Origin of the sequence: Nocardioides sp. TRM66260-LWL (assembly GCF_020075545.1) — a bacterium.
Lineage (GTDB): Bacteria > Actinomycetota > Actinomycetes > Propionibacteriales > Nocardioidaceae > Nocardioides.
This window is the reverse complement of sequence record NZ_JAIQZK010000001.1, coordinates 1,152,901-1,175,068: the sequence shown is the minus strand read 5'-3', so window position 1 is coordinate 1,175,068 and position 22,168 is coordinate 1,152,901. Positions and strand designations below refer to the sequence as shown.

The following is a 22,168-nucleotide window of genomic DNA, read 5'->3' as shown; positions in this document are numbered from 1 at the left end:
AGCGCACCTCCTGTGTCTCTCGACCCTACCCGTGGGCCCCTACGCGCGGGAGCCCGCCGAGCCCAACTCGTGCGTCACGATTCGGTCGCGTCGCCGTCGGGGCCGGTGCTCGACGCCGGCGCGTCGAGCTCGACCTCGGGGCCCTCGTGGGCGACGTCGGCGGGCCGCGGGCCGGTGTAGTCGACGCCGTAGGCGCCCGGGGCCGGGCGACGGGTGCGGCGCGGCGGGCGGGCGCCGGGCGCCAGGCGTCGGGCGGTGACCAGGAAGGCGGTGTGGCCGATCATCTTGTGGCCCGGGCGCACCGCGAGGCCCTCCACGTGCCAGTCGCGGACGAGCGACTCCCACGCGTGCGGCTCGGTGAAGCCGCCGTGCACCCGCACGGTCTCGACGAACCGGGAGAGCTGGGTCGTGGTCGCGACGTACGCGCAGACGATGCCGCCGGGCACGAGGGCGTCCGCGGCGGCCCCGAGGCACTCCCACGGCGCCAGCATGTCGAGGATGATCCGGTCGGCGCGCTCCCCCGACGCCGGCAGCGCCTCGGCGAGGTCGCCGAGGGTGAGGGTCCACGACGGGTGGGCGGCGCCCTCGGGCACGCCGAAGAACTGGTCGACGTTGCGGCGGGCCACCTCCGCGAACTCCTCGCGGCGCTCGAAGGAGGACACCCGGCCGTAGGGGCCGACCGCACGCAGCAGCGAGCAGGTCAGCGCGCCAGAGCCGACGCCGGCCTCGACGACGCGGGCTCCCGGGAAGACGTCGGCCAGCGCCACGATCTGCGCGGCGTCCTTGGGGTAGACGACCGCGGCGCCCCGCGGCATCGAGACGACGAACTCCGAGAGCAGCGGCCGGAACACGAGGTACTCCGCGCCGCCGGAGCTCTGGACGGTGAAGCCCTCCTCGCAGCCGATCAGCTCGTCGTGCTCGAGGTGGCCGCGGTTGGAGAAGAAGCGCTTGCCGGGTGTGAGCGCGAAGTTGTGCTTGCGCCCCTTCGCGTCGACCAGGCGGATCCACTCGCCGGCCCGCAGCGGGCCGCGGTGCACACCGGACCAGGCCTCCGGGGGGACGTCGCCGAGCTCGACGGGCGGGGCGGGCTCCACGGGGTCGGAGGCGCTGCTCATGGACGGCGAGCCTAGTCAGCGGGCGGGGCGGCCGCGGAATCCGCGAGACGTCGGACCGGACCGCCGGCCTGGCTCAGCGGGCCAGGACCTCGCGGAACGCGCGGTCGACGTCGCGCGCGACGAGCAGGCCGTAGACCTGACCGGCGTCGTCGAGCAGCACGTACTCCGCAGCCGGCGCCGAGGTCAGCGCCGTGACGAGCTCCTCGCCGCGCAGCCGCGCGGGGAGCACCAGCCCGGGCTCGAGTCGGCGGGCCACCGTGGCGGTCGCGACCCAGGCGCGGCGGTCCTCGGGCACCGCGAGCAGCGCGGCCTCGTTGACGATGCCCTCGAGGCGTCCGTCGGAGCCGACCGTGACGATGCCGCCGGCCTGGGCCTCGCGGGCCCGCCGGACGGCCTCGGCGAGCGGGAGGTCGGAGTCGGCCACGAAGGTGCGTCGGGCGAGGTCGCGCGCGGCCAGACGGGGCAGGCGCTGACGCAGCCGGGCGCTGCGCAGGGCCGCGGTGGCGCCGGCCCAGAGGAAGCCGGCGACCAGCACCGCGAGCGCGAGGTCGAGCAGCGAGGTGGGCGAGTCGAGCACCCGCTCGAGGAAGACCGGCCACAGGAGCGCGAGCACCGCGGCCACCCGGCCGCCCCAGGCGGCCACGATGGTGCCGCGGTGGACGTCGCCCGACGCGCCCCAGACGGCGGACTTCAGCACGCGTCCGCCGTCGAGCGGGAGGCCCGGGACGAGGTTGAGCACGCCGACGAGCAGGTTGGCGCCGGCGAGCCCCTCCAGCACCAGCTCGAGCAGGCCGCCCGGCACGACGAGCACGGCCGCGAGGGCCCCGACGCCGACGGCGAGCGAGGTCAGCGGGCCGACGACCGCGATGAGGAACTCCTCGCGCGGGCGACGCGCCTCCTTGTCGATCGCGGTCATGCCGCCGAGGAAGTGCAGCGTGATGGAGGAGACCGGCAGGCCGAAGGCCTTGGCGACCAGCGCGTGGGCGGCCTCGTGGAGGAGCACCGAGCCGTAGAGCACCACGGCGAAGAGCGCTCCGGCGAGGTAGCTCCAGGCGCCCAGCCCCGGCTGGACCTGCTCGGCCTGCGGCGCCATGACGACCGCGATCAGGCCCGCGACCAGGAACCACGAGGAGGAGACCAGGACGTCGCTGCCGGCGACGGATCCGATGCGGATCGTGCCCGGCGGGCGAGGAGCCCGGGGCGGGGCGGGCGGCGAGGAGGGCACGCGACGAGGCTATCCGAGCGGCCCACCGCGACCGTCCCGCGGTCCTGGCCCCGCAGGACCGGAGCGTCGGTGGCGACGGCTAGCGTGCCGCCCGTGACCACCAGCCCCGCCGACCGCCTCTCGACGCCCGTCGACGGCGAGCGGGTCGTCGGGGCCCTCTCCCCCAGCCGGGCCGGCGACTTCCTCGCGTGTCCGCTGCTGTACCGCTTCCGCAGCATCGATCGGCTGCCCGAGCCGCCGTCGCCGGACGCCGCCCGCGGCACCGTCGTCCACAAGGTGCTGGAGGACCTCTTCGAGCGGCCGGCCGCCGAGCGCACGCCCGAGGTCGCCGACGGCATGCTCGCCGCGGCCTGGGAGCGGGTGCGCGCCGAGCGCCCCGAGCTCGCCGGGCTGTTCGACGGCGCCGCCCCGGAGCAGGAGGCGCGCTGGCTGCGCAGCTGCTCGACGGTGCTGGCCCGCTGGTTCACCCTGGAGGACCCCACCCGGCTGGAGCCGGCGGAGCGGGAGCACTACGTCGAGGCCGTCCTCGACAGCGGCCTCCTGCTGCGCGGGTTCATCGACCGGCTCGACGTCGCTCCCGACGGCGCCGTGCGAGTGGTCGACTACAAGACCGGCCGTGCCCCCGGGCCGGGGTTCGAGGCGGGTGCGCTGTTCCAGATGCGCTTCTACGCGCTCGTGCTGTGGCGCACCACCGGCGTCGTCCCCGCGATGCTCCAGCTGGTGTACCTCGGCGACGGCACGGTCGTGCGGTACGAGCCCGACGAGCACGACCTGCGCGCCACCGAGCGCAAGGTCGAGGCCGTCTGGGCGGCGATCAGCCTGGCCCGCGCGTCGGGCGACTGGCGTCCGAGCCCGTCGCGACTGTGCGGCTGGTGCGCGCACCAGGCGCTGTGCCCGGCGTTCGGCGGCACGCCTCCTCCGCTGCCGCAGGACGGCGGGCCGGAGGCTCCCGACGAGCCGGACGTCGCGACCTCAGACGGCTGAGGCGGCCTCGCGCAGCACCTGCGCCAGGTCGGCCGTCCCGACGCCCTCGAGGCTGTCGCGGAACACGCGACGCTCCCCCGGCGGCACGGGCACGTGGTGCGGCACGACGAGTACGCCGCAGCCGGCGGCCGCTGCGCTCGTCGCCCCCGGCGGGGAGTCCTCGATCGCCACGCACGACTCCGGGTCGACGCCGAGCCGCTCGGCGGCGAGGAGGTACGGCTCGGGGTCGGGCTTGCCCCGGGTCACGGCGTCCCCGGTGACGATCGCGGCGAAGGTGCCCGCGGGGAGCTGCTCGACGATCGGGTCGACGAACCGGGTCCACGACATCGTCACCAGCGCGCAGGGGGTCTCGTCGACGCGCAGCGCGGCGAGGAGCTCGCGGGCTCCCGGCCGCCACGGGACGGCCTCGCGGACGCGGGCCACGACGCCGTCGAGCAGCTCCTCGACGATCTCCTCCGGCGTGAGGTCCAGGCCCATGTGCGCACGGATGTAGCGCCCGGACGCCAGCAGGTCGTTGCCGACGAGGTTCAGGGCGTGCTCGTGGCTCCAGGTGGCGCCGTGCCGCTCGGCGAGGGCGAACTCCGTGGCGATCCAGTACGGCTCGGTGTCGACCAGCGTGCCGTCCATGTCCCACAGGACCGCCGCCGGTGCTGTGGGCGCCGGCTCAGTCATCGGGGTCGTAGCCGAGGCTCGGGGAGAGCCAGCGCTCGGCCTCCTGGAGGCTCCAGCCCTTGCGCTCGGCGTAGTCGGCGACCTGGTCGCGTCCGAGCCGGCCGACGACGAAGTACTGCGCCTGCGGGTGGCTGAAGTAGAAGCCGGAGACCGACGCGCCCGGCCACATGGCCATCGACTCGGTGAGCGTGATGCCCGTGGCCGCCTCGACGTCCAGCAGCTCCCACAGCGTCAGCTTCTCGGTGTGGTCGGGGCACGCCGGGTAGCCGGGCGCTGGCCGGATGCCGGTGTACTTCTCGGCGATGAGGTCCTCGTTGCTGAGCTGCTCGTGCGGCACGTGCCCCCAGAACTCGGTGCGGACCCGCTGGTGCAGCCGCTCGGCGAACGCCTCGGCCAGGCGGTCGGCCAGGGACTCCAGCAGGATCGCCGAGTAGTCGTCGTGCGCGGCCTTGAAGGCCTCGACGCGCTCGGGCAGGCCGAGACCGGCCGTGACGGCGAACGCCCCGACGTGGTCGACCAGGCCGGCGTCCTCGGGGGCGACGTAGTCGGCCAGCGAGCGGTTGGGGATGCCGTCGCGGTGCTGGCCCTGCTGGCGCAGGTGGTGCAGCACGGTGCGCTCGGCCGAGCGCTCGACGTCGGCGTAGAGTACGACGTCGTCGCCGCGGGCGGCGGCCGGGAAGAAGCCGTAGACGCCGCGCGCCTCGATCCACCGCTCGGCGACGATCGTGTCGAGCATCGCCTGGGCGTCGTCGTAGAGCCGGCGCGCGGCCTCGCCGGCGGTCGGGCTGTTGAGGATGTCGGGGAAGCGTCCCTTCATCTCCCAGGCGTTGAAGAACGGCTGCCAGTCGATGTACTCGCGCAGCTCGGCGAGGTCGTAGTCGGCGAGCACGTGCACGCCCTGCTGCCGCGGGGTGGGCGGGGCGTAGGCCGTCCAGTCGACCGGCGTGGCGTTCGCCCGGGCAGCCTCGAGCGAGAGCTGCGGCCGGTCGGACTTCGCCGCGTGCCGGGCCCGCAGCCCGGCGTAGTCGTCGGCGACGTCCGCGAGCAGCTCGACGCGCTTCTCGGGGTGCAGCAGGGCCGCGGCGGTGGGCACCGACCGCGACGCGTCCTTGACCCACACGACGGGGCCGTCGTAGCGGGGCGCGACCTTGACGGCCGTGTGGGCGCGCGAGGTCGTCGCACCGCCGATCAGCAGGGGGATCTCCAGGCCGAGGCGCTGCATCTCGGTGGCGATCGTGACCATCTCGTCGAGCGAGGGCGTGATCAGGCCCGAGAGGCCGATGATGTCGGCGCCGACCTCCTGCGCGGTGTCGAGGATCTTCTGCGGCGGCACCATGACGCCGAGATCGATGACCTCGAAGTTGTTGCACTGCAGCACCACGCCGACGATGTTCTTGCCGATGTCGTGCACGTCGCCCTTGACCGTGGCCATCACGATCGTGCCGTTGGTGTCCTTGGCGGTGGCCAGCGCCGGGTTGTCGAGCTTCTCCTGCTCGATGAACGGGATGAGGTAGGCGACGGCCTTCTTCATCACCCGCGCGGACTTCACCACCTGGGGCAGGAACATCTTGCCGGCGCCGAAGAGGTCGCCGACGACGTCCATGCCCTGCATGAGCGGGCCCTCGATCACCTCGATCGGGCGTCCGCCGCGCGCGGCGATGAGCGCCCGCAGCTCCTCGGTGTCGGCCTCGACGTGCGCGTCGATGCCCTTCACCAGGGCGTGGGTGATGCGCTCCTCGACCGGCTTCGAGCGCCACTCCTCCGCGGTGGCCTCGACCGGCCCGGACGAGGCGTTGTGCTGCTCGGCGATCTCCAGCAGCCGCTCCGCGGCGTCGGGCCGACGGTCGAGGACGACGTCCTCGATGCGCTCGCGCAGCTCGGGGTCGACCTCGTCGTAGACCGCGAGCGCGCCCGCGTTGACGATGCCCATCGAGAGCCCGGCGCGGATCGCGTGGAACAGGAAGACGGCGTGGATCGCCTCGCGCACCGGGTTGTTGCCGCGGAACGAGAACGAGACGTTCGAGATGCCGCCGGAGACCTTCGCCCCCGGCAGGTTCTCCTTGATCCATCGCGTGGCCTCGATGAAGTCCAGGCCGTACGACGCGTGCTCCTCGATGCCCGTGGCCACCGCGAAGACGTTGGGGTCGAAGACGATGTCCTCGGCCGGGAACCCGACCTCCTCGGTGAGGATCCGGTACGCGCGGCTGCAGATCGCGATGCGCCGCTGCAGGTTGTCGGCCTGTCCGTCCTCGTCGAAGGCCATTACGACGGCCGCGGCGCCGTACTTGCGGCACAGGCGGGCGTGGGCGCGGAAGGCGTCCTCGCCCTCCTTCAGCGAGATCGAGTTGACGATCGGCTTGCCCTGCACGGTCTTCAGGCCGGCCTCGATGACCTCCCACTTGGAGGAGTCGACCATCAGCGGGACGCGGCTGATGTCGGGCTCGGCGGCGACCAGCTTGAGGAAGCGGTCCATCGCCGCGACGCCGTCGATCATGCCCTCGTCCATGTTGACGTCGATGACCTGCGCGCCGTTCTCGACCTGCTGGGCGGCGACGGAGAGCGCGGTGTCGTAGTCGCCGTCACGGATGAGGTTGCGGAAGCGGGCCGAGCCGGTGATGTTGGTGCGCTCGCCGACGTTGACGAACAGCGAGTCGGCGCCGACGGTGAACGGCTCGAGGCCGGCCAGCCGCATCGCCGGCTCGACGGTGGGCACCTCGCGGCGCGCGACGCCCTCGACCCGACGGGCGATCGCGCCGATGTGCGCCGGGGTGGTGCCGCAGCAGCCGCCGACGATGTTGACCAGCCCGGCGTCGGCGAACTCCCCGACGATCGCCGCGGTCTCCTCGGCGGCCTCGTCGTACTCGCCGAAGGCGTTCGGGAGGCCGGCGTTGGGATAGCAGGAGACGAAGGTGTCGGCGATGCGGGACAGCTCGGCGACGTAGGGGCGCATCTCGCGGGCGCCGAGCGCGCAGTTCAGGCCGATCGCCAGGGGGCGTGCGTGCCGCACCGAGTTCCAGAACGCCTCGGTGACCTGGCCCGAGAGGGTGCGGCCGGACGCGTCGGTGATGGTGCCCGAGATGATCACCGGCCAGCGGCGGCCGGTCTCCTCGAAGAGGGTCTCGACGGCGAAGATCGCGGCCTTGGCGTTGAGGGTGTCGAAGATCGTCTCGATGATCAGCAGGTCGGCGCCGCCGTCGACCAGGCCGCGGGCCGCCACGCCGTAGGCCTCGACGAGCTCGTCCCAGCTGACGTTGCGGGCCCCGGGGTCGTTGACGTCGGGGGAGATCGAGGCGGTGCGGGTCGTCGGGCCGAGCGCGCCGGCCACGTAGCGGGGACGCTCGGGCGTGGCCACGGCGTCGGCCATGCGTCGGGCCAGGCGCGCGGACTCGAGGTTGAGCTCGTAGGCGAGCTCCTCCAGGCCGTAGTCGGCCAGGGAGACGGCGTTGGCGTTGAAGGTGTTGGTCTCGATCAGGTCCGCGCCGGCCTCGAGGTACTCGCGGTGGATGTCGGCGATGATCTGCGGCTGGGTGAGCGTGAGCAGGTCGTTGTTGCCGACCAGGTCGCTGGGGTGGTCGGCGAACCGCTCGCCGCGGTAGCCGGCCTCGTCGGGCCGGTCGCGCTGGATCGCGGTGCCCATCGCGCCGTCGATCACCAAGATCCGCTGCTCGAGGGCGGCGGTCAGGGCGTCGGTGGCGTCCGGACGCCAGGTCGGCGTCGCGGCGAGGGGGGCGATCGACACGGGGACTCCTTCCGGACCGGCGCCTGCCGGTCCACCCTCCACGGTACGGACCCCGTGTCCGAGGGCTGGACTGCTTTCCCAGATCGTGACACCGCCCGAACACCCGAGCGAAATCGCGACCCCGACTAGGCTGACCGGGTGATCGAGCTCGAGCACGCCCAGGACCTCGTCGACCCCATCGTCATCGCCGCCTTCGAGGGCTGGAACGACGCCGCCGACGCCGCCTCAGGCGTGATCGACCACCTCATGACGGTCTGGGACGCGCGCGTGGTCGGGGCGATCGATCCCGAGGAGTTCTACGACTTCCAGGTCAACCGCCCGCACATCGGCACCGACGAGCACGGTCACCGGCGCATCACGTGGCCCAGCACGCAGATCGCGGTGGCCTCTCCCCCGGACCTCGGCCGCGACATCATCCTCGTGCGCGGCATCGAGCCGAACATGCGGTGGCGGCAGTTCTGCGCCGAGATCCTGGCGGCCTGCGACGACCTCGGCTCCGAGCTCGTCGTCACCCTGGGCGCGCTGCTGGCCGACACCCCGCACACGCGCCCGATCCCGATCAACGGCACCGCCACCGAGCCCGAGCTCGTCGAGCGGCTCAAGCTCGAGCACTCGTCCTACGAGGGGCCCACCGGCATCGTCGGCGTGCTGCAGGACGCCTGCTCGCGCCTGGACATCCCGGCCGTCTCCTACTGGGCGGCGGTGCCGCACTACGTCGCCCAGCCGCCGTGCCCGAAGGCCACGCTCGCGCTGATCGGCCAGATCGAGGACCTCCTGGAGGTGTCGATCCCGCTCGGCGACCTGCCCGAGGACGCCCGCGCGTGGGAGCGGGGCGTCGACGAGCTGGCCGAGGAGGACGAGGACGTCGCCGAGTACGTGCGCTCCCTGGAGGAGTCGCGCGACACCGCCGACCTGCCGGAGGCCTCCGGCGAGGCGATCGCCCGCGAGTTCGAGCGCTACCTCAAGCGTCGGCAGGAGGGCGACTGACCCACCGCCGGGCCGGATCTACAGTGCCAGGCCGAGCGCGGCGTCCAGGAGCCGAGCGATGGTGAGCGAGGCGTCGGGGTCGGAGGTGTCGGCGAGCCCGTCGGTGCCGAGCGTCGCACGCACCCAGGCGTCGACGAGCGCGACCGCGCGTGGCGCGTCGAGGTCGTCGGCCAGCGCGGCGAGCACGCCCTCGACGACGGGGGCGGAGGCCGCGCCCGAGCCGAGCGCGAGGGCGCGGCGCCAGTCGACGAGGGTGTCGACGGCGTCGAAGAGCTGCGCGTCGGTCCACTCCCAGTCGCTGCGGTAGTGGTGGCGCAGCAGGGTCAGCCGGATCGCCATCGGGTCGACGTCGGAGTTGCGCAGCGCGGAGACGAACACCAGGTTGCCCTTGGACTTCGACATCTTCTCGCCGTCGTAGGCCACCATGCCGGCGTGCGCGTAGGCCCGCGCGAACGCGACGCCCGGCTCGGCCACCTGCGCGTGGCCCGCGCACATCTCGTGGTGCGGGAAAACGAGATCGCTGCCGCCGCCCTGCACGTCGAAGGCCCCTCCGAGGTGCTCGCGGGCGATCGCGGCGCACTCGATGTGCCAGCCCGGGCGCCCGGGACCGAAGGGGCTCGGCCACGACGGCTCGCCCTCGCGCTCGGCTCGCCAGACCAGCGGGTCGAGCGGGTCGCGCTTGCCGGGACGGTCGGGGTCGCCGCCGCGCTGGGGGAAGATCGTCAGCATCTCCTCGCGCGAGAGCCGCGACTCCTCGCCGAAGGCGGGGTCGGCGGCCGCGGAGAAGTAGAGGTCGTCGTCGACCCGGTAGATCGCGCCCGCCGCGTCGAGCCGCTCGATCAGGGAGATGACCAGCGGGATCGACTCGACGGCGCCGACGTAGGCCTCCGGCGGCAGGACGCGCAGCGCCTCCATGTCCTGGCGGAACAGCTCGGTCTCGCGCTCGGCCAGCTCGGTCCACTCCACGTGCACCTTCTCGGCCCGCTCGAGCAGCGGGTCGTCGACGTCGGTGACGTTCTGGACGTAGCGCACCTCGTGGCCGGCGCTGCGCCACGCGCGCTGCAGCAGGTCGAAGGCGACGTAGGTGTTGGCGTGCCCGATGTGGGTGGCGTCGTAGGGCGTGATGCCGCAGACGTAGAGCCGGGCCGGACCCTGCGGAGCGGTGGTGACCGGGCCGCCGGTCGGCGTGTCGTGGAGGACGACCGGAGGGCCGGCGACCGTCAGGGTGGGCACCTCGGGAGCAGTCCACGCACGCATGCCCGGCAGCCTAGCCGGGGCTCGCCCCGCGGCCGATCCGGGAGGGCCGGTCGCCGCGCGCCGCGGCGGCGACGCGAGGCCTCCGGCCAGCGTCAGAACGGCGGCCAGGGGATGGCCGGCCAGTCGCGCGGCTGCGGCAGGACCCCTGCGGCCAGCAAGCGATCGCAGCGGCGCGCGAGGCAGTCGATCTCGAGCGCGTCGAGCAGCCCGACCAGGCGCTGGCCGAGATCGCCGCCGAGCGCGCCGCGCACCGCGCCCACCGCCGCCAGCTCGTCGTCGGTCAGCGGCTGCCCGGCCCAGCCCCACAGCACCGTGCGCAGCTTGTGCTCGGCGTGGAAGGCGATGCCGTGGTCGACGCCGTGCCGGTGGCCGTCGGGCATCTCCAGCACGTGCCCGCCCTTGCGGTCGGCGTTGTTGATGACGACGTCGAGAACCGCCATCCGGCGCAGCACCGCGGTGTCCTCGTGCACCAGCGCGATCGGCCGCTCGTCGGCGTCCAGACCGTCGAAGACGTGGAGGTAGCCGGGCGGCACGGCGCCGTCGGGGACCAGCGTGACGGCCTCCTGGTCGGGGTCGGTCTCGCACCAGCGCTGCACCATGCCGGGACCGTGCGGACCCTCCCGGACGACGGTCGGCGGCACGAGGTCGCCACCGAAGACCCGGGAGACGAGGTACGCGGCCTCCTCGCGGTGAGCGAGCACCGCGCCGGGGAAGTCCCAGAGCGGCCGCTCCCCCTGCACCGGCTTGTAGACGATGCGCACGCCGGAGCCGCTGACGTGGCCGACGAACGTGGCGTTGGACGCCGGCATCACCCGGCCGTCGAGCACGAGGTCGCCGTCGAGCAGCGGCCCCACGGCCGGGTCGTCGGCGCGCAGGTCAGGGGTCACGCCGCTTGAACCCGTTGGCGCGCACGCACAGGTGGCCCTCCGGGTCGATCGGCTCGGCGCAGAACGGGCAGGTCGGGCGCCCGGCGTCGAGCACCCGCGCGGTGCGCTGGACGAACGCCCGGGCCTGACCCGGCTCGAGCCGCACGACCAGCAGCTGCTCGGGCTCGGGCTCCTCGACCTCGTCGTCGCCCTCGGGGCCGACCACGGTGGCCTCGACGAACGGGAAGACCTCGATGACGACCCGCTCGGCGCCGGCGTCCCAGGCCAGCGTCATGGTGCCGGCGCGGAACTCCTCCTCGATCGGCTGGTCGAGGGGGCCGTTGTCGTCGAGCGCGCGGGGCGCGAGCGCCGGAACGACGGTGGTCGTCTGGCTGTTCATCACCTCGTCGAGCAGCTCGTCGACGCGCTCGGCGAGCGCCGCGACCTGCTGCTTCTCCAGGGCGACGCTGACCAGGCGGCCGCCCTCACGGGCCTGGAGGAAGAACGTGCGTCCTCCCGGGGGGCCGACGGTCCCGGTGACGAACCGCTCGGGCGGGTCGAAGCCGTGGATCAGAGGCATGGGGCAACCCTCTCACGCAGGTGCGGGACGCTCACGAGGCGTCCTCCGGGGCGGTCGGGCCGGCTCCTCCGCCGACCGCGGCGTCGTCGGCGACCCGGCGGGGACGGCGTCCGCGCTTGCGCGGCGGCGGGGCCAGCCAGGCGAGATCGCCCTCGTGGGTGTTGGTGGCCAGCACCGTCGGGCGGCTCTCGCCGTAGCGGACGACCGAGATGGACGCGGGATCGACGTTGATCCGCTGGAAGAGGTCGAGGTGCATGCCGAGGGCGTCGGCGAGGATCGACTTGATGATGTCGCCGTGGCTCACCGCGATCCACACGGCGTCGGCACCGTGCTCGGCGGCGATCCGGGCGTCGTGCCCGCGGACGGCCGCCACCGACCGCGACTGCATGGTGGTCATCGCCTCGCCGCCCGGGAACACCACCGCCGAGGGCTGGGCCTGGACGGTGCGCCACAGCGGCTCCTTGGCGAGCTCCTTGAGCGGGCGGCCCTGCCAGTCGCCGTAGTCGCATTCCGAGACGCCCTTCTCGGTGCGGATCGGGGGCGCCTCGCCCTCGCGCTGGGCGAGGACCAGGCGGGCCGTCTGCCGGCACCGCTCGAGCGGCGAGCAGACGACCTCGGCGATCGGCACCCCCGCGAGGCGCCGACCGGCGCGCTCGGCCTGACCGCGGCCGACCTCGTCGAGTCGGACGCCCGGCGTGCGCCCGGCCAGCACGCCGGAGGCGTTCGCGGTGGTGCGACCGTGCCGCACCAGGATGACCGTTGCCATGGCGGCCAGCGTAGGTGCGGGCTCCACGGCGTCCGGGCCCGATCGGGTGGTGGCGGCGGTGCGTCGGTTTCCCCGGGCGCCCGGGGAAACCGGTCGCCGGCAGGCGAAACTTCGCCTGCCGGCGACCAGTTCTGCCTGCCCTGATCGGCGACCGGGCGGTCAGCCGATGCGACCGCGCAGCTCGGCGGGATCGGCGGGACGCGGGCCGGCGAGGACCTCCTTGGCGGCGTCGGTCTGCTCCCAGACGTTCCAGAGCAGCACGCCGCGCACCGCGTCGTCGTCGAGGTAGTAGACGACGGTGCCGTCGCCCACGGGGTCGACGACGGTCTGCAGCCGGGTCGAGAGGGTGCCGACGGCCTCGTAGCCGAGGTCGCGGACGTCGGACCAGAAGATCGGCGTGTGGGCGTAGGGCTCCGTGCCGCCGGCCATCGCCCGTCCGGCCGCCTCGCCCTGGGTGGTCGCCGCGTCGACGTGCTCGACGCGGGTAAGACCGAGGATCGGGTCGGGGTACTGGGCGACGTCGCCCGCGGCCCAGACGTGCGGGGCACTGGTGCGCAGGTGCTCGTCGACCACGATCCCGCCGTCGTCGGCGAGGTCGAGCACGCCCTCGACGAAGCGGGTCGCCGGGCGCACGCCCAGGCCGATCACGACGACGTCGGCGTCCACCGACGTGTCGTCGTCGAGGTGCAGCGTCACGCCGTCGAGGCGGACCTCCCCGCGGGACACCTCGGCGCCGCCGTGCAGGTCGACGTCGTGCTCGGTGAGCTCGCGCTCGAGCTCGGTCGCGAGCTCGTCGGGCAGCACGTGGTCGGCCACCCGGGCGCCCGGGTGCACGAGGACGACGTCGGCGTCGGTGCGGCTCAGCGAGGCCGCGATCTCTGTGCCCACGAAGCCGGCTCCGACGACCGCGATCCTCGGCGCCGGGGTGGCGGTGGCGAGGGCGCGCAGGCGGCGGTAGTCGTCGAGGGAGCGGTAGGCGATGACCCGCTCCCCCTCGTCCAGGCCGTCGAGGGTGCGGGGCACGCCGCCGGTGGCGACGAGCAGCTCGCCGTAGCCGTGCACGGCGCCGGACTCGGTGGTGACGGTGCGGGCCTCGACGTCGATCGACGCGGCGGCGTCGCCCAGGACGAGGCTCGCGCCGGTCTCGCCGGCGGTGTCCTTCAGCGCGGACGTGCCCTCGGCGTCGTCGCCGCTCCAGAGGTCCTTGCTCAGGGCGGGCCGCTCGACCGGTCCGTCGGCCTCGGCTCCGAGGATCGCGATCGACCCGGTGGCGCCCTGCGCCCGGATGCCCACGGCCGCCGCGTGCGCGGCCATGCCGGCGCCGATGATCAGGAAGTCGTGCTGGCGGATGTCGCTGGTCTCGCGGGTGTCGCTGGACACGGGGTGCCTCCGAGGGCTCGACGGATGGGACGGGGTGGGACCTCCTCAGCCTGACCCGCGCACCGGGGGCGGACACCACCGAAAGGGCGGGCCGCGGCTAGCGTGGCCCGGTGATCGTCGACAGCGGCGTGTACCGCGACGGCGCCCGGGTGGGCGTTGCCTGCGGACACGCGGACTACGCCACCCTGCGGGAGACCGCGCGCACCGAGCACGGCTTCGTCTGGGTGGGCCTGCACGAGCCGGACCGCGCCGAGATCGACGCCGTCGCCTCGGCCTTCGGGCTGCACCGGCTCGCGGTCGACGACGCCCTCTCGGCCCACCAGCGGCCCAAGATCGACGCCTACGGCGACCAGCTGTTCCTCGTCCTCAAGACCCTCTGGTACGTCGACGAGCAGGACGCCGTCGAGACCGGGGAGATCTGCCTGTTCGTCGGACCGGACTTCGTGGTGAGCGTGCGGCACGGCCGGGGCTCCGAGCTCGCCTCCGCACGTCGCGATCTGGAGGCGAACGCCTCGGTGCTCACCCACGGCCCCTCCGCGGTGCTGTACGCGGTGTGCGACCGCGTCGTCGACGGCTACACCAGCGTCGTCGGCGAGCTGGAGGTCGACGTCGACGAGGTCGAGGAGTCGGTCTTCTCCCCGGCGCGCACCAACGACTCCGTCCGCATCTACACGCTCAAGCGCGAGATCGCCGAGGTGCGGCGTGCGGTGAACCCGCTGCGCGAGCCGATGCGCCGCTTCGCCGCCGGCGAGGTGGGCGGCCTCGAGGAGGGCTCGGCGCCGTTCTTCCGCGACGTGCTCGACCACCTCAACCTGGCCGCCGAGATCGTGGAGAGCCTCGACGGGCTGCTCTCGACCGCCTTCGACGCCCACCTCGCCCGCATCTCGGTGCAGCAGAACGAGGACATGCGCACCATCTCGGCCGGCGTCGGCCTGGTCGCCGTGCCCACGCTGATCGCCGGCATCTACGGCATGAACTTCGTCGACATGCCCGAGCTCGGCTGGCGCCTCGGGTACCCGATGGCGCTCGCGCTGATGGCGCTGTCGTCCTACGGGCTGTGGCGGTTCTTCAAGCGCAGCGGCTGGCTCTGAGCGCCCGGCGCCGCGTCGCTCAGGCGCCGGCGGTGGCGCTGAGCACGCCGCCGGCGACGAGCAGCAGCGTGAGGGCTCCGAAGGCGACGCGGTAGACCACGAACGGCGTGTAGGAGTGCGTCGAGACGTACTTCAGCAGCCAGGCGATCGCGGCGTAGCCGACGAGGAACGACACGACGGTGGCCACGATCGTCGGGCCCCAGCCGTAGGGGTTGGCGGTGCCGCCGATGTCCTTGAGCTCGAAGAGCCCGGCGCCGACGACGGCGGGGATGGCGAGGAGGAAGGCGAAGCGGGTGGCGGCGGCGCGGTCGTAGCCGAGGAGGCGCCCGGCGGAGAGGGTGGCGCCCGAGCGGGAGACGCCGGGCACGAGCGCGGCGGCCTGCGCGAGGCCCATGATGACGGCGGTGCGCAGCGAGAGGTCCTCGACCTGCTTGTCGGTGGAGCCGACGCGGTCGGCCAGGCCGAGCACGAGGCCGAGCACGATGAGCGTCGTGCCGATCAGCCACAGGCTGCGGAAGTGGGTCTCGATCGGGTCCTTCAGGACGATGCCCAGCACCACGATCGGCAGCGACCCGACGATGACGTACCAGCCCATCCGGGCGTCGAGGTGACCGCGGTACTCCGGCTTGACCAGCGAGCGGAGCCACATCGTGACGATGCGCCAGATGTCCTTGCGGAAGTACAGGAGCACGGCGAGCTCGGTGCCGATCTGGATGACGGCGGTGAACGCCGCGCCGGGGTCCTCCCAGCCGAAGATCGCGGGGAGGATCCGCAGGTGGGCGCTGGACGAGATCGGCAGGAACTCGGTCAGCCCCTGGATCACTCCGAGGACGACGGCTTCGAGGAAGTGCAGCACGCCCGGCATCCTAGGGAGCCTGCGCTGACATCCACCTGACTATCGCTACGGTGAGCCGCATGCAGCAGCGTCGGCTCGGTCACAGCGGACTGCGGGTCTCCCGCCTCGGGCTCGGCACCATGACGTGGGGTCGCGACACCGACGAGCACGAGGCCCGCGACCAGCTCATCGCCTTCGCCGAGGCCGGTGGGACGCTCGTCGACACCGCCGTGGCGTACGCGGAGGGCCGGTCGGAGGAGATGCTCGGGGCGCTGATCGGCGACGTCGTCGCCCGCGACGAGGTGGTCATCGCCACCAAGGCCGGCGTCGAGGCCCGCGACGGGCGGCTGCGCTACGACACCTCGCGCCGGGCGCTGCTCACCGCTCTGGACGCCTCGCTGACGCGGCTCGGCGTCGACCACGTCGACCTGTGGCAGGTGCACCTGTGGCAGCCGGGCACCCCGATGGAGGAGACCCTCGCGGCGCTCGACCACGCGGTGTCGACTGGCCGCGCCGCCTACGTCGGCGTCTCGAACTACACCGGCTGGCAGACCGGCCGGGCCGCCACCTGGCAGCAGGCGGTGCCGGGCCGCACCCCGCTGATCTCGACCCAGGTGGAGTACTCGCTGCTCAACCGCCGCGTCGAGGACGAGGTGCTGCCGGCGGCGCAGGCGCTGGGCCTCGGCGTCCTGCCGTGGTCCCCGCTCGGACGCGGGGTGCTGACGGGCAAGTACCGCACCGGCACGCCCTCGGACTCCCGCGCCGCGACGTCGCAGTTCTCCCGCTTCGTCGGCGACTACCTCGACACCCGCTCGGCGGCGATCGTCGAGGGCGTGGCGCGGGCCGCCGACGGTCTGGGCTGGACGCCTGCGGAGGTGGCGCTGGTGTGGGTGCGTGACCGTCCCGGGGTGACGGCGCCTATCGTGGGAGCTCGGAGCGCCGCCCAGCTGCGGGCCAGCCTCGCCGTCGAGGAGCTGCAGCTGCCGGCGGAGATCGCCGAGGCGCTCGACGACGTGTCCGACGACTGACCGGCTGCCGCTCGTCCGCGCAGCCGCTGGAGGAGGCCCGGTGACCCGACCGAACCGACGACCCTGGATGGCGACCTCGCCCGGGGTGGAGTGGGAGTTCGACCGGATCACCCTCTCGCGGGACCTGTCGCGCTCGGCGGTCACGCGGCTGCTGACCGATCGCGCCGAGCACGGCGGCTGGGAGCTCGACCGGGTGCGGATCAGCGCCGACGGCACCCGCCGGGTGATCCTGCGTCGCAAGATCATCCGGATGGTGCGCACCGCCTGACCGGCGGGTCGGCCCCCGGGCGGCTCAGCCGGCCGCGTCGTCGAGGAACCGGTCGAGCACGCGCGCGCCGAAGCGCAGCGCGTCGACCGGCACCCGCTCGTCGACGCCGTGGAACAGCGCCGTGAAGTCGAGGTCGGCGGGCAGCCGCAGCGGTGCGAACCCGTAGGAGCGCACCTGCGGGCCCAGCCGGCGGAAGTGCTTGGCGTCGGTGCCGCCGCTCATCAGGTACGGCGCGACGAGCGCGTCGGGGTCCTCGGCAAGCAGCGAGCGGGTCATGGCGTCGACCAGTCGTCCCTCGTACGGGGTCTCCCACGGCTGCTGGTGGCTGAGGTGCTCGATCTCGACGCCCTCGCCGACGAGCTCGGCCAGGGTGGCGAAGAACTCGTCCTCGAAGCCGGGCAGGAAGCGGCCGTCGACGTGCGCGGTCGCCTCGGTCGGGATCACGTTCACCTTGTAGCCGGCCTGCAGCATCGTCGGGTTGGCAGTGTTGGAGATGACGGCGCCGAGCATGCGGGCCGCGCCGCCGAACTCCTCGACCAGGGAGGCGGCGTTCTCGGGCGTCGCCGGCGTGCCGGCCAGCTCGCCGACGCTCGCCAGCAGCACCTCCATGGCGGGCGTCAGCCGCACGGGCCACTCGTGGGCGCCGATGCGCGCGACGGCGCCGGCGAGACGACTGACGGCGTTGTCGGGGTTGAGCATCGAGCCGTGACCCGCCCGTCCGCGCGCGGTGAGGCGCATCCACGCCATGCCCTTCTCGGCGGCCTCGATCAGGTAGACGCGACGGCCGCGGACGGTCGCGCTGAAGCCGCCGACCTCGCCGACCGCCTCGGTGACCCCCTCGAGCTCGTCGCGGTGCTGCTCGACGAGCACCTGCGCGCCCCGGTGGCCGCCGGCCTCCTCGTCCGCGGTCAGGCAGAGCACGATCGGACGCGCCGGCACGCGTCCGGTGCGCTGCCGGTGGCGCACGACGCTGAGCAGCATCGCGTCGAAGTCCTTCATGTCGACCGCGCCGCGGCCCCAGACGTAGCCGTCGCGGACCTCGCCGCTGAACGGGTGCACCTGCCAGTCCTCGGCCGCGGCCGGGACGACGTCGAGGTGGCCGTGCAGCAGCAGCGCCCCGTCGGGGTGGGTCGCGCCGTCGCCGGTGCCGCCCCAGTGCGCGACCAGGCTGGTGCGTCCGGGCTCGGGCTCGTAGAGCCGGCTCTCGATGCCGACCTCGTCGAGCAGGGCCGCGACGTGCTCGGCCGCGAGCCGCTCGCCCGGGCCGTCCTGGTCGCCGTAGTTGGAGGTGTCGATGCGGATGAGGTCGCTGCACAGCTCGACGACCTCGTCCTCGGGAAGCGGGACGGTCGAGGGGTCCGAGAGGTGAGCGGGATCGGGGTGCGACGGGCTCATGCGGTCCAGCATGTCACCGTCGCCCGGCCTCTCCCCCACCCCCTCGACGCGACCGGCGGATCGTCGTCGAGGGGCCGGTCGGGCCTCAGTTCAGGATGCGCATCGACTCCGGCACGCCGCCGCCGTCGTGCACGGCCTCGACGAGCTCGGCCAGCGCCGTGAGCGCGACGTTCTGCGACATCGGGCCGTAGGAGACCCGGGCGACGCCGAGCTCCTGCAGGCGCGCCAGCGGCGGGACGCCGGGGATGCCGATCAGCGTGAGTCGCTGCGGGCCCAGCGCGTCGACGAGCGTCGTCACCTGCTGCTCGTCGAGCCGGCCGGGCACGAACACGACCGGCGCGCCGGCGTCGAGGAACGCCTTGCCGCGGGCGACGGCCTCCTCCAGCGGGTTCTCGGCCTGGCGCGGGAAGGCGTCCGTGCGGGCGTTGAGCACGAAGTCGGGGACGCCCTCGGACTCGGCGGCCTTCATGATCGCCTCGACCTGACGCGCGGCCTCGGCCAGCGGCTTGAGCTGGTCCTCGATGTTGGCGCCGACGACGCCCAGGCCGATCGCCCGGCGGACGGTCTCGGCGGCGTCGCCGTAGCCGCCCTCGAGGTCGGCGCTCACCGGCAGCTGGGTGCGCTCGACGATGCGGCGCACCTCCTCGAGCATCTCGTCGACGGGGATGTTCTCGCCGTCCTCGTAGCCGCGGGAGGCGGCGATCGAGTGGCTGGCGGTGGCGAGCGCCTTGGTGCCGGGGATGTCGGCGACGACGGTCGCGCTGATGGAGTCCCAGACGTTGACGACGGTGAGCAGCTCGGGGGCGTGGTGCAGGGCCAGCAGCTCGGAGGCCGCGGAGGGGCGAGAGGTCATGGCCCGAGTCTGCCGACCGGGCGCGTGCCGTGCCGACCCGGTCGGGTGGGCGCACGACGGCCCCCGGGGATCGCTCCCCCGGGGGCCGTCGTCAGCTGCTGCGGCTCGGTGGCCGGTCAGCGGCCGATCAGCGCAGGTCGAACCGGTCGAGGTCGCTGACCTTCGCCCAGGCGGCGACGAAGTCGTGGACGAACTTCTCGGCCGCGTCGTCGCTGGCGTAGACCTCGGCGAGGGCGCGCAGCTCGGAGTTGGACGCGAAGACCAGGTCGGCGCGGGTGCCGGTCCAGCGGGCCTCGCCCGTGGCGCGGTCCTTGCCCTCGAAGGCGCTGGAGTCCTCCGAGGTCGCGGACCACACGGTGTCCATCGAGAGCAGGTTGACGAAGAAGTCGTTGCTCAGGACGCCGACGCGGTCGGTCAGGACGCCGTGCGTCGAGCCGCCGGCGTTCGCGCCGAGCACGCGCAGGCCACCGACCAGCACGGTCATCTCCGGGGCGGAGAGGGTGAGCAGGTTGGCCTTGTCGACCAGCTGGTACTCCGCGCCGAGGCGCAGGCCCTTGCCCTCCCAGTTGCGGAAGCCGTCGGCGCGGGGCTCCAGCCAGGAGAACGACTCGACGTCGGTCTGCTCCTGGGTGGCGTCGGTGCGGCCGACGGTGACCGGCACGGTGACGTCGAAGCCGGCGTCCTTGGCCGCCTTCTCGACGCCCGCGGCGCCCGCGATGACCACGGTGTCGGCGAACGACACGCGCTTGCCGTCGGTGCGGCCGGCGTTGAACGCCTCCTGGACGGTCTCGAGGGCACGGATCGCGCCGGCGAGCTCGTCGGGGTCGTTGACGGTCCAGCCGGCCTGCGGCTGCAGGCGGATGCGGCCGCCGTTGGCGCCGCCGCGCTTGTCGCTGCCGCGGAAGGAGGACGCCGCCGCCCAGGCGGTCTTGACCAGCTGGGTGACCGACAGCCCGGACTCGAGCGCCGACTGCTTGAGCGCCGCGACGTCGGCCTCGTCGATCAGCTCGTGGTCGACGGCCGGCACGGGGTCCTGCCAGAGCAGGGTCTCCGAGGGCACCTCGGGGCCGAGGTAGCGCTGGATCGGGCCCATGTCGCGGTGCGTCAGCTTGAACCAGGCGCGGGCGAAGGCGTCGGCGAACTCGTCGGGGTTCTCCCAGAAGCGGCGGGAGATCTGCTCGTAGACCGGGTCGACGCGGAGCGCGACGTCGGTGGTGAGCATGCTCGGCGAGATCTTCCGCGACGCGTCGTGGGCGTGCGGGACGGTCTCCGCGCCCGCGCCGTCCTTCGGGGTCCACTGCCAGGCGCCAGCGGGGCTCTTGGTGAGCTCCCACTCGTACTCGAACAGGTGGGTGAAGTAGTCGTTGGTCCACTGGGTCGGCTTGGTGGTCCAGGTGACCTCCAGTCCGCTGGTGATCGCGTCGGCGCCGACACCGGTGCCGAAGGAGTTCTTCCAGCCCAGGCCGACCTCCTCGAAGCCGGCGCCCTCGGGCTCGTCGCCGACGTGGACGTCGGGGTCGGCCGCACCGTGGGTCTTGCCGAAGGTGTGGCCGCCGGCGATCAGCGCGACGGTCTCCTCGTCGTTCATCGCCATCCGGCGGAAGGTCTCCCGGATGTCACGGGCGGCGGCGAGCGGGTCGGGCTGGCCGTTGGGGCCCTCGGGGTTGACGTAGATCAGGCCCATCTGGACGGCGGCGAGCGGGTTCTCCAGCTCGCGGTCGCCGGTGTAGCGCTCGTCGCCGAGCCACTCGGTCTCCGGGCCCCAGTAGACGTCCTCGTCCGGCTCCCACACGTCGGCGCGGCCGCCGGCGAAGCCGAAGGTCTCGAAGCCCATCTCCTCCAGCGCGACGTTGCCGGTGAGCACGATCAGGTCGGCCCACGAGAGGCGCTGGCCGTACTTCTGCTTCACCGGCCACAGCAGGCGGCGGGCCTTGTCGAGGTTGCCGTTGTCCGGCCAGGAGTTGAGCGGCGCGAACCGCTGCTGGCCGGTGCCCGCTCCACCACGGCCGTCCTGCACCCGGTAGGTGCCGGCGGCGTGCCACGCCATGCGGATCATGAACGGGCCGTAGTGGCCGAAGTCCGCGGGCCACCAGTCCTTGGAGTCGGTGAGCACGGCGGCGATGTCGCGCTTGACCTGGGCGAGGTCGAGGGACTGGAACGCCTGCCCGTAGTCGAAGTCGCCGCCCAGCGGGTTGGCGACCACGGGGTTCTTGGCGAGGATCCGGAGGTTGAGGCGCTCAGGCCACCAGCCGCGGTTGCCGCCGCCCTGGGTGGGGTACGGGGCGCGCTCAGTGCTGTGCACGACGGGGCACTTGGCCTCGCTCTCGCTCTCGTTCATCTCGCCGACGCGGGTGTCGTGGTTCTCGGTCATGACTTCCTTCCCGGACTCTTCTGACTTCTCTGGTGGCCTGCGTGACGGGTGATCACGAGGAGGAGTGGTGCTCGATGGATGCGGGGGTCGGGGTGGTGCGGGCGGCGTCGCCGCGGGTGCAGTCGGGGCAGGTGCCCCAGTAGATGACCTCGGCCTCGTCGATGCGGAAGCCGTGGTCGTCCGCCGCCTCGAGGCACGGGGCCTCGCCGACGGCGCAGTCGACGTCGGCGACCGCGCCGCAGGCCCGGCAGACGACGTGGTGGTGGTTGTCGCCGACCCGCGCCTCGTAGCGGGCGACCGAGCCGGACGGCTGGATCCGCCGGACGAGCCCGGCGGAGGTGAGGGCGCGCAGGACGTCGTAGACGGCCTGGTGCGAGACCTCTCCCAGATCGGCGCGCACCGCGCCGATCAGCGCCTCGGTGTCGGCGTGCGGGTGCCGGTGCACGGCGTCGAGGACGGCGAGCCGCGGCCGCGTGACGCGCAGCGACGCGGCACGCAGCAGGGCGGCGTGGTCGTCACTCATGTCCTGCAGCCTGCCGGAGTTTCTTGAATCATTCAAGAAAGAACACGCGTCCTCTCCGATCCCGAGACGGTGGCGCCCGCAGAGGCGGACTCCACCGTCGAGACTGACACCCCGGACGGGCCCGGCCAAGCAAGGAGAGGCTCACCGACGCGGACCGTCGCCATGGCACCGATGTCCGGTCTGACCTGGGACGACGTCGTCGGCGAGGGCCGGTGGACGGGCCCGCCGCTCAC

Annotated in this window: 19 protein-coding genes; 5 read left to right on the top strand and 14 right to left on the bottom strand. The window is 73.5% G+C overall.

All coding sequences use genetic code 11. From position 1 onward, the window contains the following. Positions 1-74: 74 nt before the first annotated feature. Together K8Z61_RS05615 and K8Z61_RS05610 are read right to left on the bottom strand one after the other, a co-directional pair. Positions 75-1,115, bottom strand: coding sequence for a tRNA (adenine-N1)-methyltransferase (locus K8Z61_RS05615; RefSeq protein ID WP_224127281.1), 1,041 nt, complete (start codon positions 1,113-1,115; stop codon positions 75-77). 73 nt (positions 1,116-1,188) lie between these two features. Further along, positions 1,189-2,340 carry a site-2 protease family protein gene (locus K8Z61_RS05610; protein WP_224127280.1) on the bottom strand — a complete coding sequence of 384 codons (1,152 nt, stop codon included), beginning with the start codon at positions 2,338-2,340 and terminating at the stop codon, positions 1,189-1,191. 93 nt (positions 2,341-2,433) lie between these two features. Between K8Z61_RS05610 and K8Z61_RS05605 the strand changes: the two genes are divergently transcribed. After that, positions 2,434-3,324: a PD-(D/E)XK nuclease family protein gene (locus tag K8Z61_RS05605; protein WP_224127279.1), complete on the top strand. Its 891-nt coding sequence runs from the start codon at positions 2,434-2,436 to the stop codon at positions 3,322-3,324. Here the strand turns inward: K8Z61_RS05605 and K8Z61_RS05600 are convergent. Both K8Z61_RS05600 and metH read right to left on the bottom strand, forming a co-directional pair. Then, on the bottom strand, positions 3,313-3,996 hold the full coding sequence (locus tag K8Z61_RS05600; protein WP_224127277.1) for an HAD family phosphatase: 684 nt from the start codon (positions 3,994-3,996) through the stop codon (positions 3,313-3,315). The two genes, K8Z61_RS05605 and K8Z61_RS05600, sit on opposite strands and share 12 nt — an antisense overlap. Continuing rightward, positions 3,989-7,678, bottom strand: a complete 3,690-nt coding sequence (gene metH, locus K8Z61_RS05595; protein WP_374227912.1) for a methionine synthase — start codon at positions 7,676-7,678, stop codon at positions 3,989-3,991. Before metH ends, K8Z61_RS05600 begins: the two co-directional genes overlap by 8 nt. Before the next feature lie 195 nt (positions 7,679-7,873). On the opposite strand from metH, the gene K8Z61_RS05590 reads away from it, so the two are divergent. Next, the gene (locus tag K8Z61_RS05590; protein ID WP_224127273.1) at positions 7,874-8,722 is read left to right on the top strand and encodes a PAC2 family protein; all 849 of its coding nucleotides are present in this window, start codon (positions 7,874-7,876) and stop codon (positions 8,720-8,722) included. Positions 8,723-8,740: 18 nt separating this feature from the next. Here K8Z61_RS05590 and mshC read toward each other — a convergent pair whose 3' ends face one another. From mshC to K8Z61_RS05565, 5 genes are all read right to left on the bottom strand, one after another. Beyond that, positions 8,741-9,979, bottom strand: a complete 1,239-nt coding sequence (mshC, locus tag K8Z61_RS05585; protein ID WP_224127271.1) for a cysteine--1-D-myo-inosityl 2-amino-2-deoxy-alpha-D-glucopyranoside ligase — start codon at positions 9,977-9,979, stop codon at positions 8,741-8,743. Between the two features lie 92 nt (positions 9,980-10,071). After that, positions 10,072-10,866, bottom strand: coding sequence for an SCO1664 family protein (locus K8Z61_RS05580; protein ID WP_224127269.1), 795 nt, complete (start codon positions 10,864-10,866; stop codon positions 10,072-10,074). Then, positions 10,856-11,425 carry a DUF3090 domain-containing protein gene (locus tag K8Z61_RS05575; protein WP_224127267.1) on the bottom strand — a complete coding sequence of 190 codons (570 nt, stop codon included), beginning with the start codon at positions 11,423-11,425 and terminating at the stop codon, positions 10,856-10,858. Before K8Z61_RS05575 ends, K8Z61_RS05580 begins: the two co-directional genes overlap by 11 nt. A gap of 31 nt (positions 11,426-11,456) precedes the next feature. Beyond that, positions 11,457-12,191 carry a histidine phosphatase family protein gene (locus K8Z61_RS05570; RefSeq protein ID WP_224127265.1) on the bottom strand — a complete coding sequence of 245 codons (735 nt, stop codon included), beginning with the start codon at positions 12,189-12,191 and terminating at the stop codon, positions 11,457-11,459. A gap of 159 nt (positions 12,192-12,350) precedes the next feature. Next, entirely contained in the window at positions 12,351-13,571 is a 1,221-nt protein-coding gene (locus tag K8Z61_RS05565) for an FAD-dependent oxidoreductase (protein ID WP_224127264.1), read from the bottom strand. A 110-nt stretch (positions 13,572-13,681) separates the two neighbouring features. Between K8Z61_RS05565 and K8Z61_RS05560 the strand changes: the two genes are divergently transcribed. Continuing rightward, the gene (locus K8Z61_RS05560) at positions 13,682-14,662 is read left to right on the top strand and encodes a magnesium and cobalt transport protein CorA (RefSeq protein WP_224127263.1); all 981 of its coding nucleotides are present in this window, start codon (positions 13,682-13,684) and stop codon (positions 14,660-14,662) included. Between the two features lie 19 nt (positions 14,663-14,681). On the opposite strand, the gene K8Z61_RS05555 is transcribed toward K8Z61_RS05560, so the two are convergent. After that, the gene (locus tag K8Z61_RS05555; RefSeq protein WP_224127262.1) at positions 14,682-15,518 is read right to left on the bottom strand and encodes an undecaprenyl-diphosphate phosphatase; all 837 of its coding nucleotides are present in this window, start codon (positions 15,516-15,518) and stop codon (positions 14,682-14,684) included. A gap of 59 nt (positions 15,519-15,577) precedes the next feature. On the opposite strand from K8Z61_RS05555, the gene K8Z61_RS05550 reads away from it, so the two are divergent. Further along, positions 15,578-16,525 carry an aldo/keto reductase gene (locus K8Z61_RS05550; RefSeq protein WP_224127624.1) on the top strand — a complete coding sequence of 316 codons (948 nt, stop codon included), beginning with the start codon at positions 15,578-15,580 and terminating at the stop codon, positions 16,523-16,525. Between the two features lie 67 nt (positions 16,526-16,592). After that, entirely contained in the window at positions 16,593-16,793 is a 201-nt protein-coding gene (locus K8Z61_RS05545; RefSeq protein WP_224127623.1) for a DUF5703 family protein, read from the top strand. Positions 16,794-16,817: 24 nt separating this feature from the next. On the opposite strand, the gene K8Z61_RS05540 is transcribed toward K8Z61_RS05545, so the two are convergent. The 4 genes from K8Z61_RS05540 to K8Z61_RS05525 form a co-directional block, all read right to left on the bottom strand. Then, positions 16,818-18,188, bottom strand: a complete 1,371-nt coding sequence (locus K8Z61_RS05540; RefSeq protein ID WP_224127261.1) for a M20/M25/M40 family metallo-hydrolase — start codon at positions 18,186-18,188, stop codon at positions 16,818-16,820. Positions 18,189-18,273: 85 nt separating this feature from the next. After that, the gene (locus K8Z61_RS05535; RefSeq protein WP_224127260.1) at positions 18,274-19,041 is read right to left on the bottom strand and encodes an isocitrate lyase/phosphoenolpyruvate mutase family protein; all 768 of its coding nucleotides are present in this window, start codon (positions 19,039-19,041) and stop codon (positions 18,274-18,276) included. A 127-nt stretch (positions 19,042-19,168) separates the two neighbouring features. After that, the gene (gene katG / locus K8Z61_RS05530; protein WP_224127259.1) at positions 19,169-21,412 is read right to left on the bottom strand and encodes a catalase/peroxidase HPI; all 2,244 of its coding nucleotides are present in this window, start codon (positions 21,410-21,412) and stop codon (positions 19,169-19,171) included. Between the two features lie 52 nt (positions 21,413-21,464). Then, positions 21,465-21,935, bottom strand: a complete 471-nt coding sequence (locus K8Z61_RS05525; RefSeq protein WP_224127258.1) for a Fur family transcriptional regulator — start codon at positions 21,933-21,935, stop codon at positions 21,465-21,467. Positions 21,936-22,168: the final 233 nt, after the last annotated feature.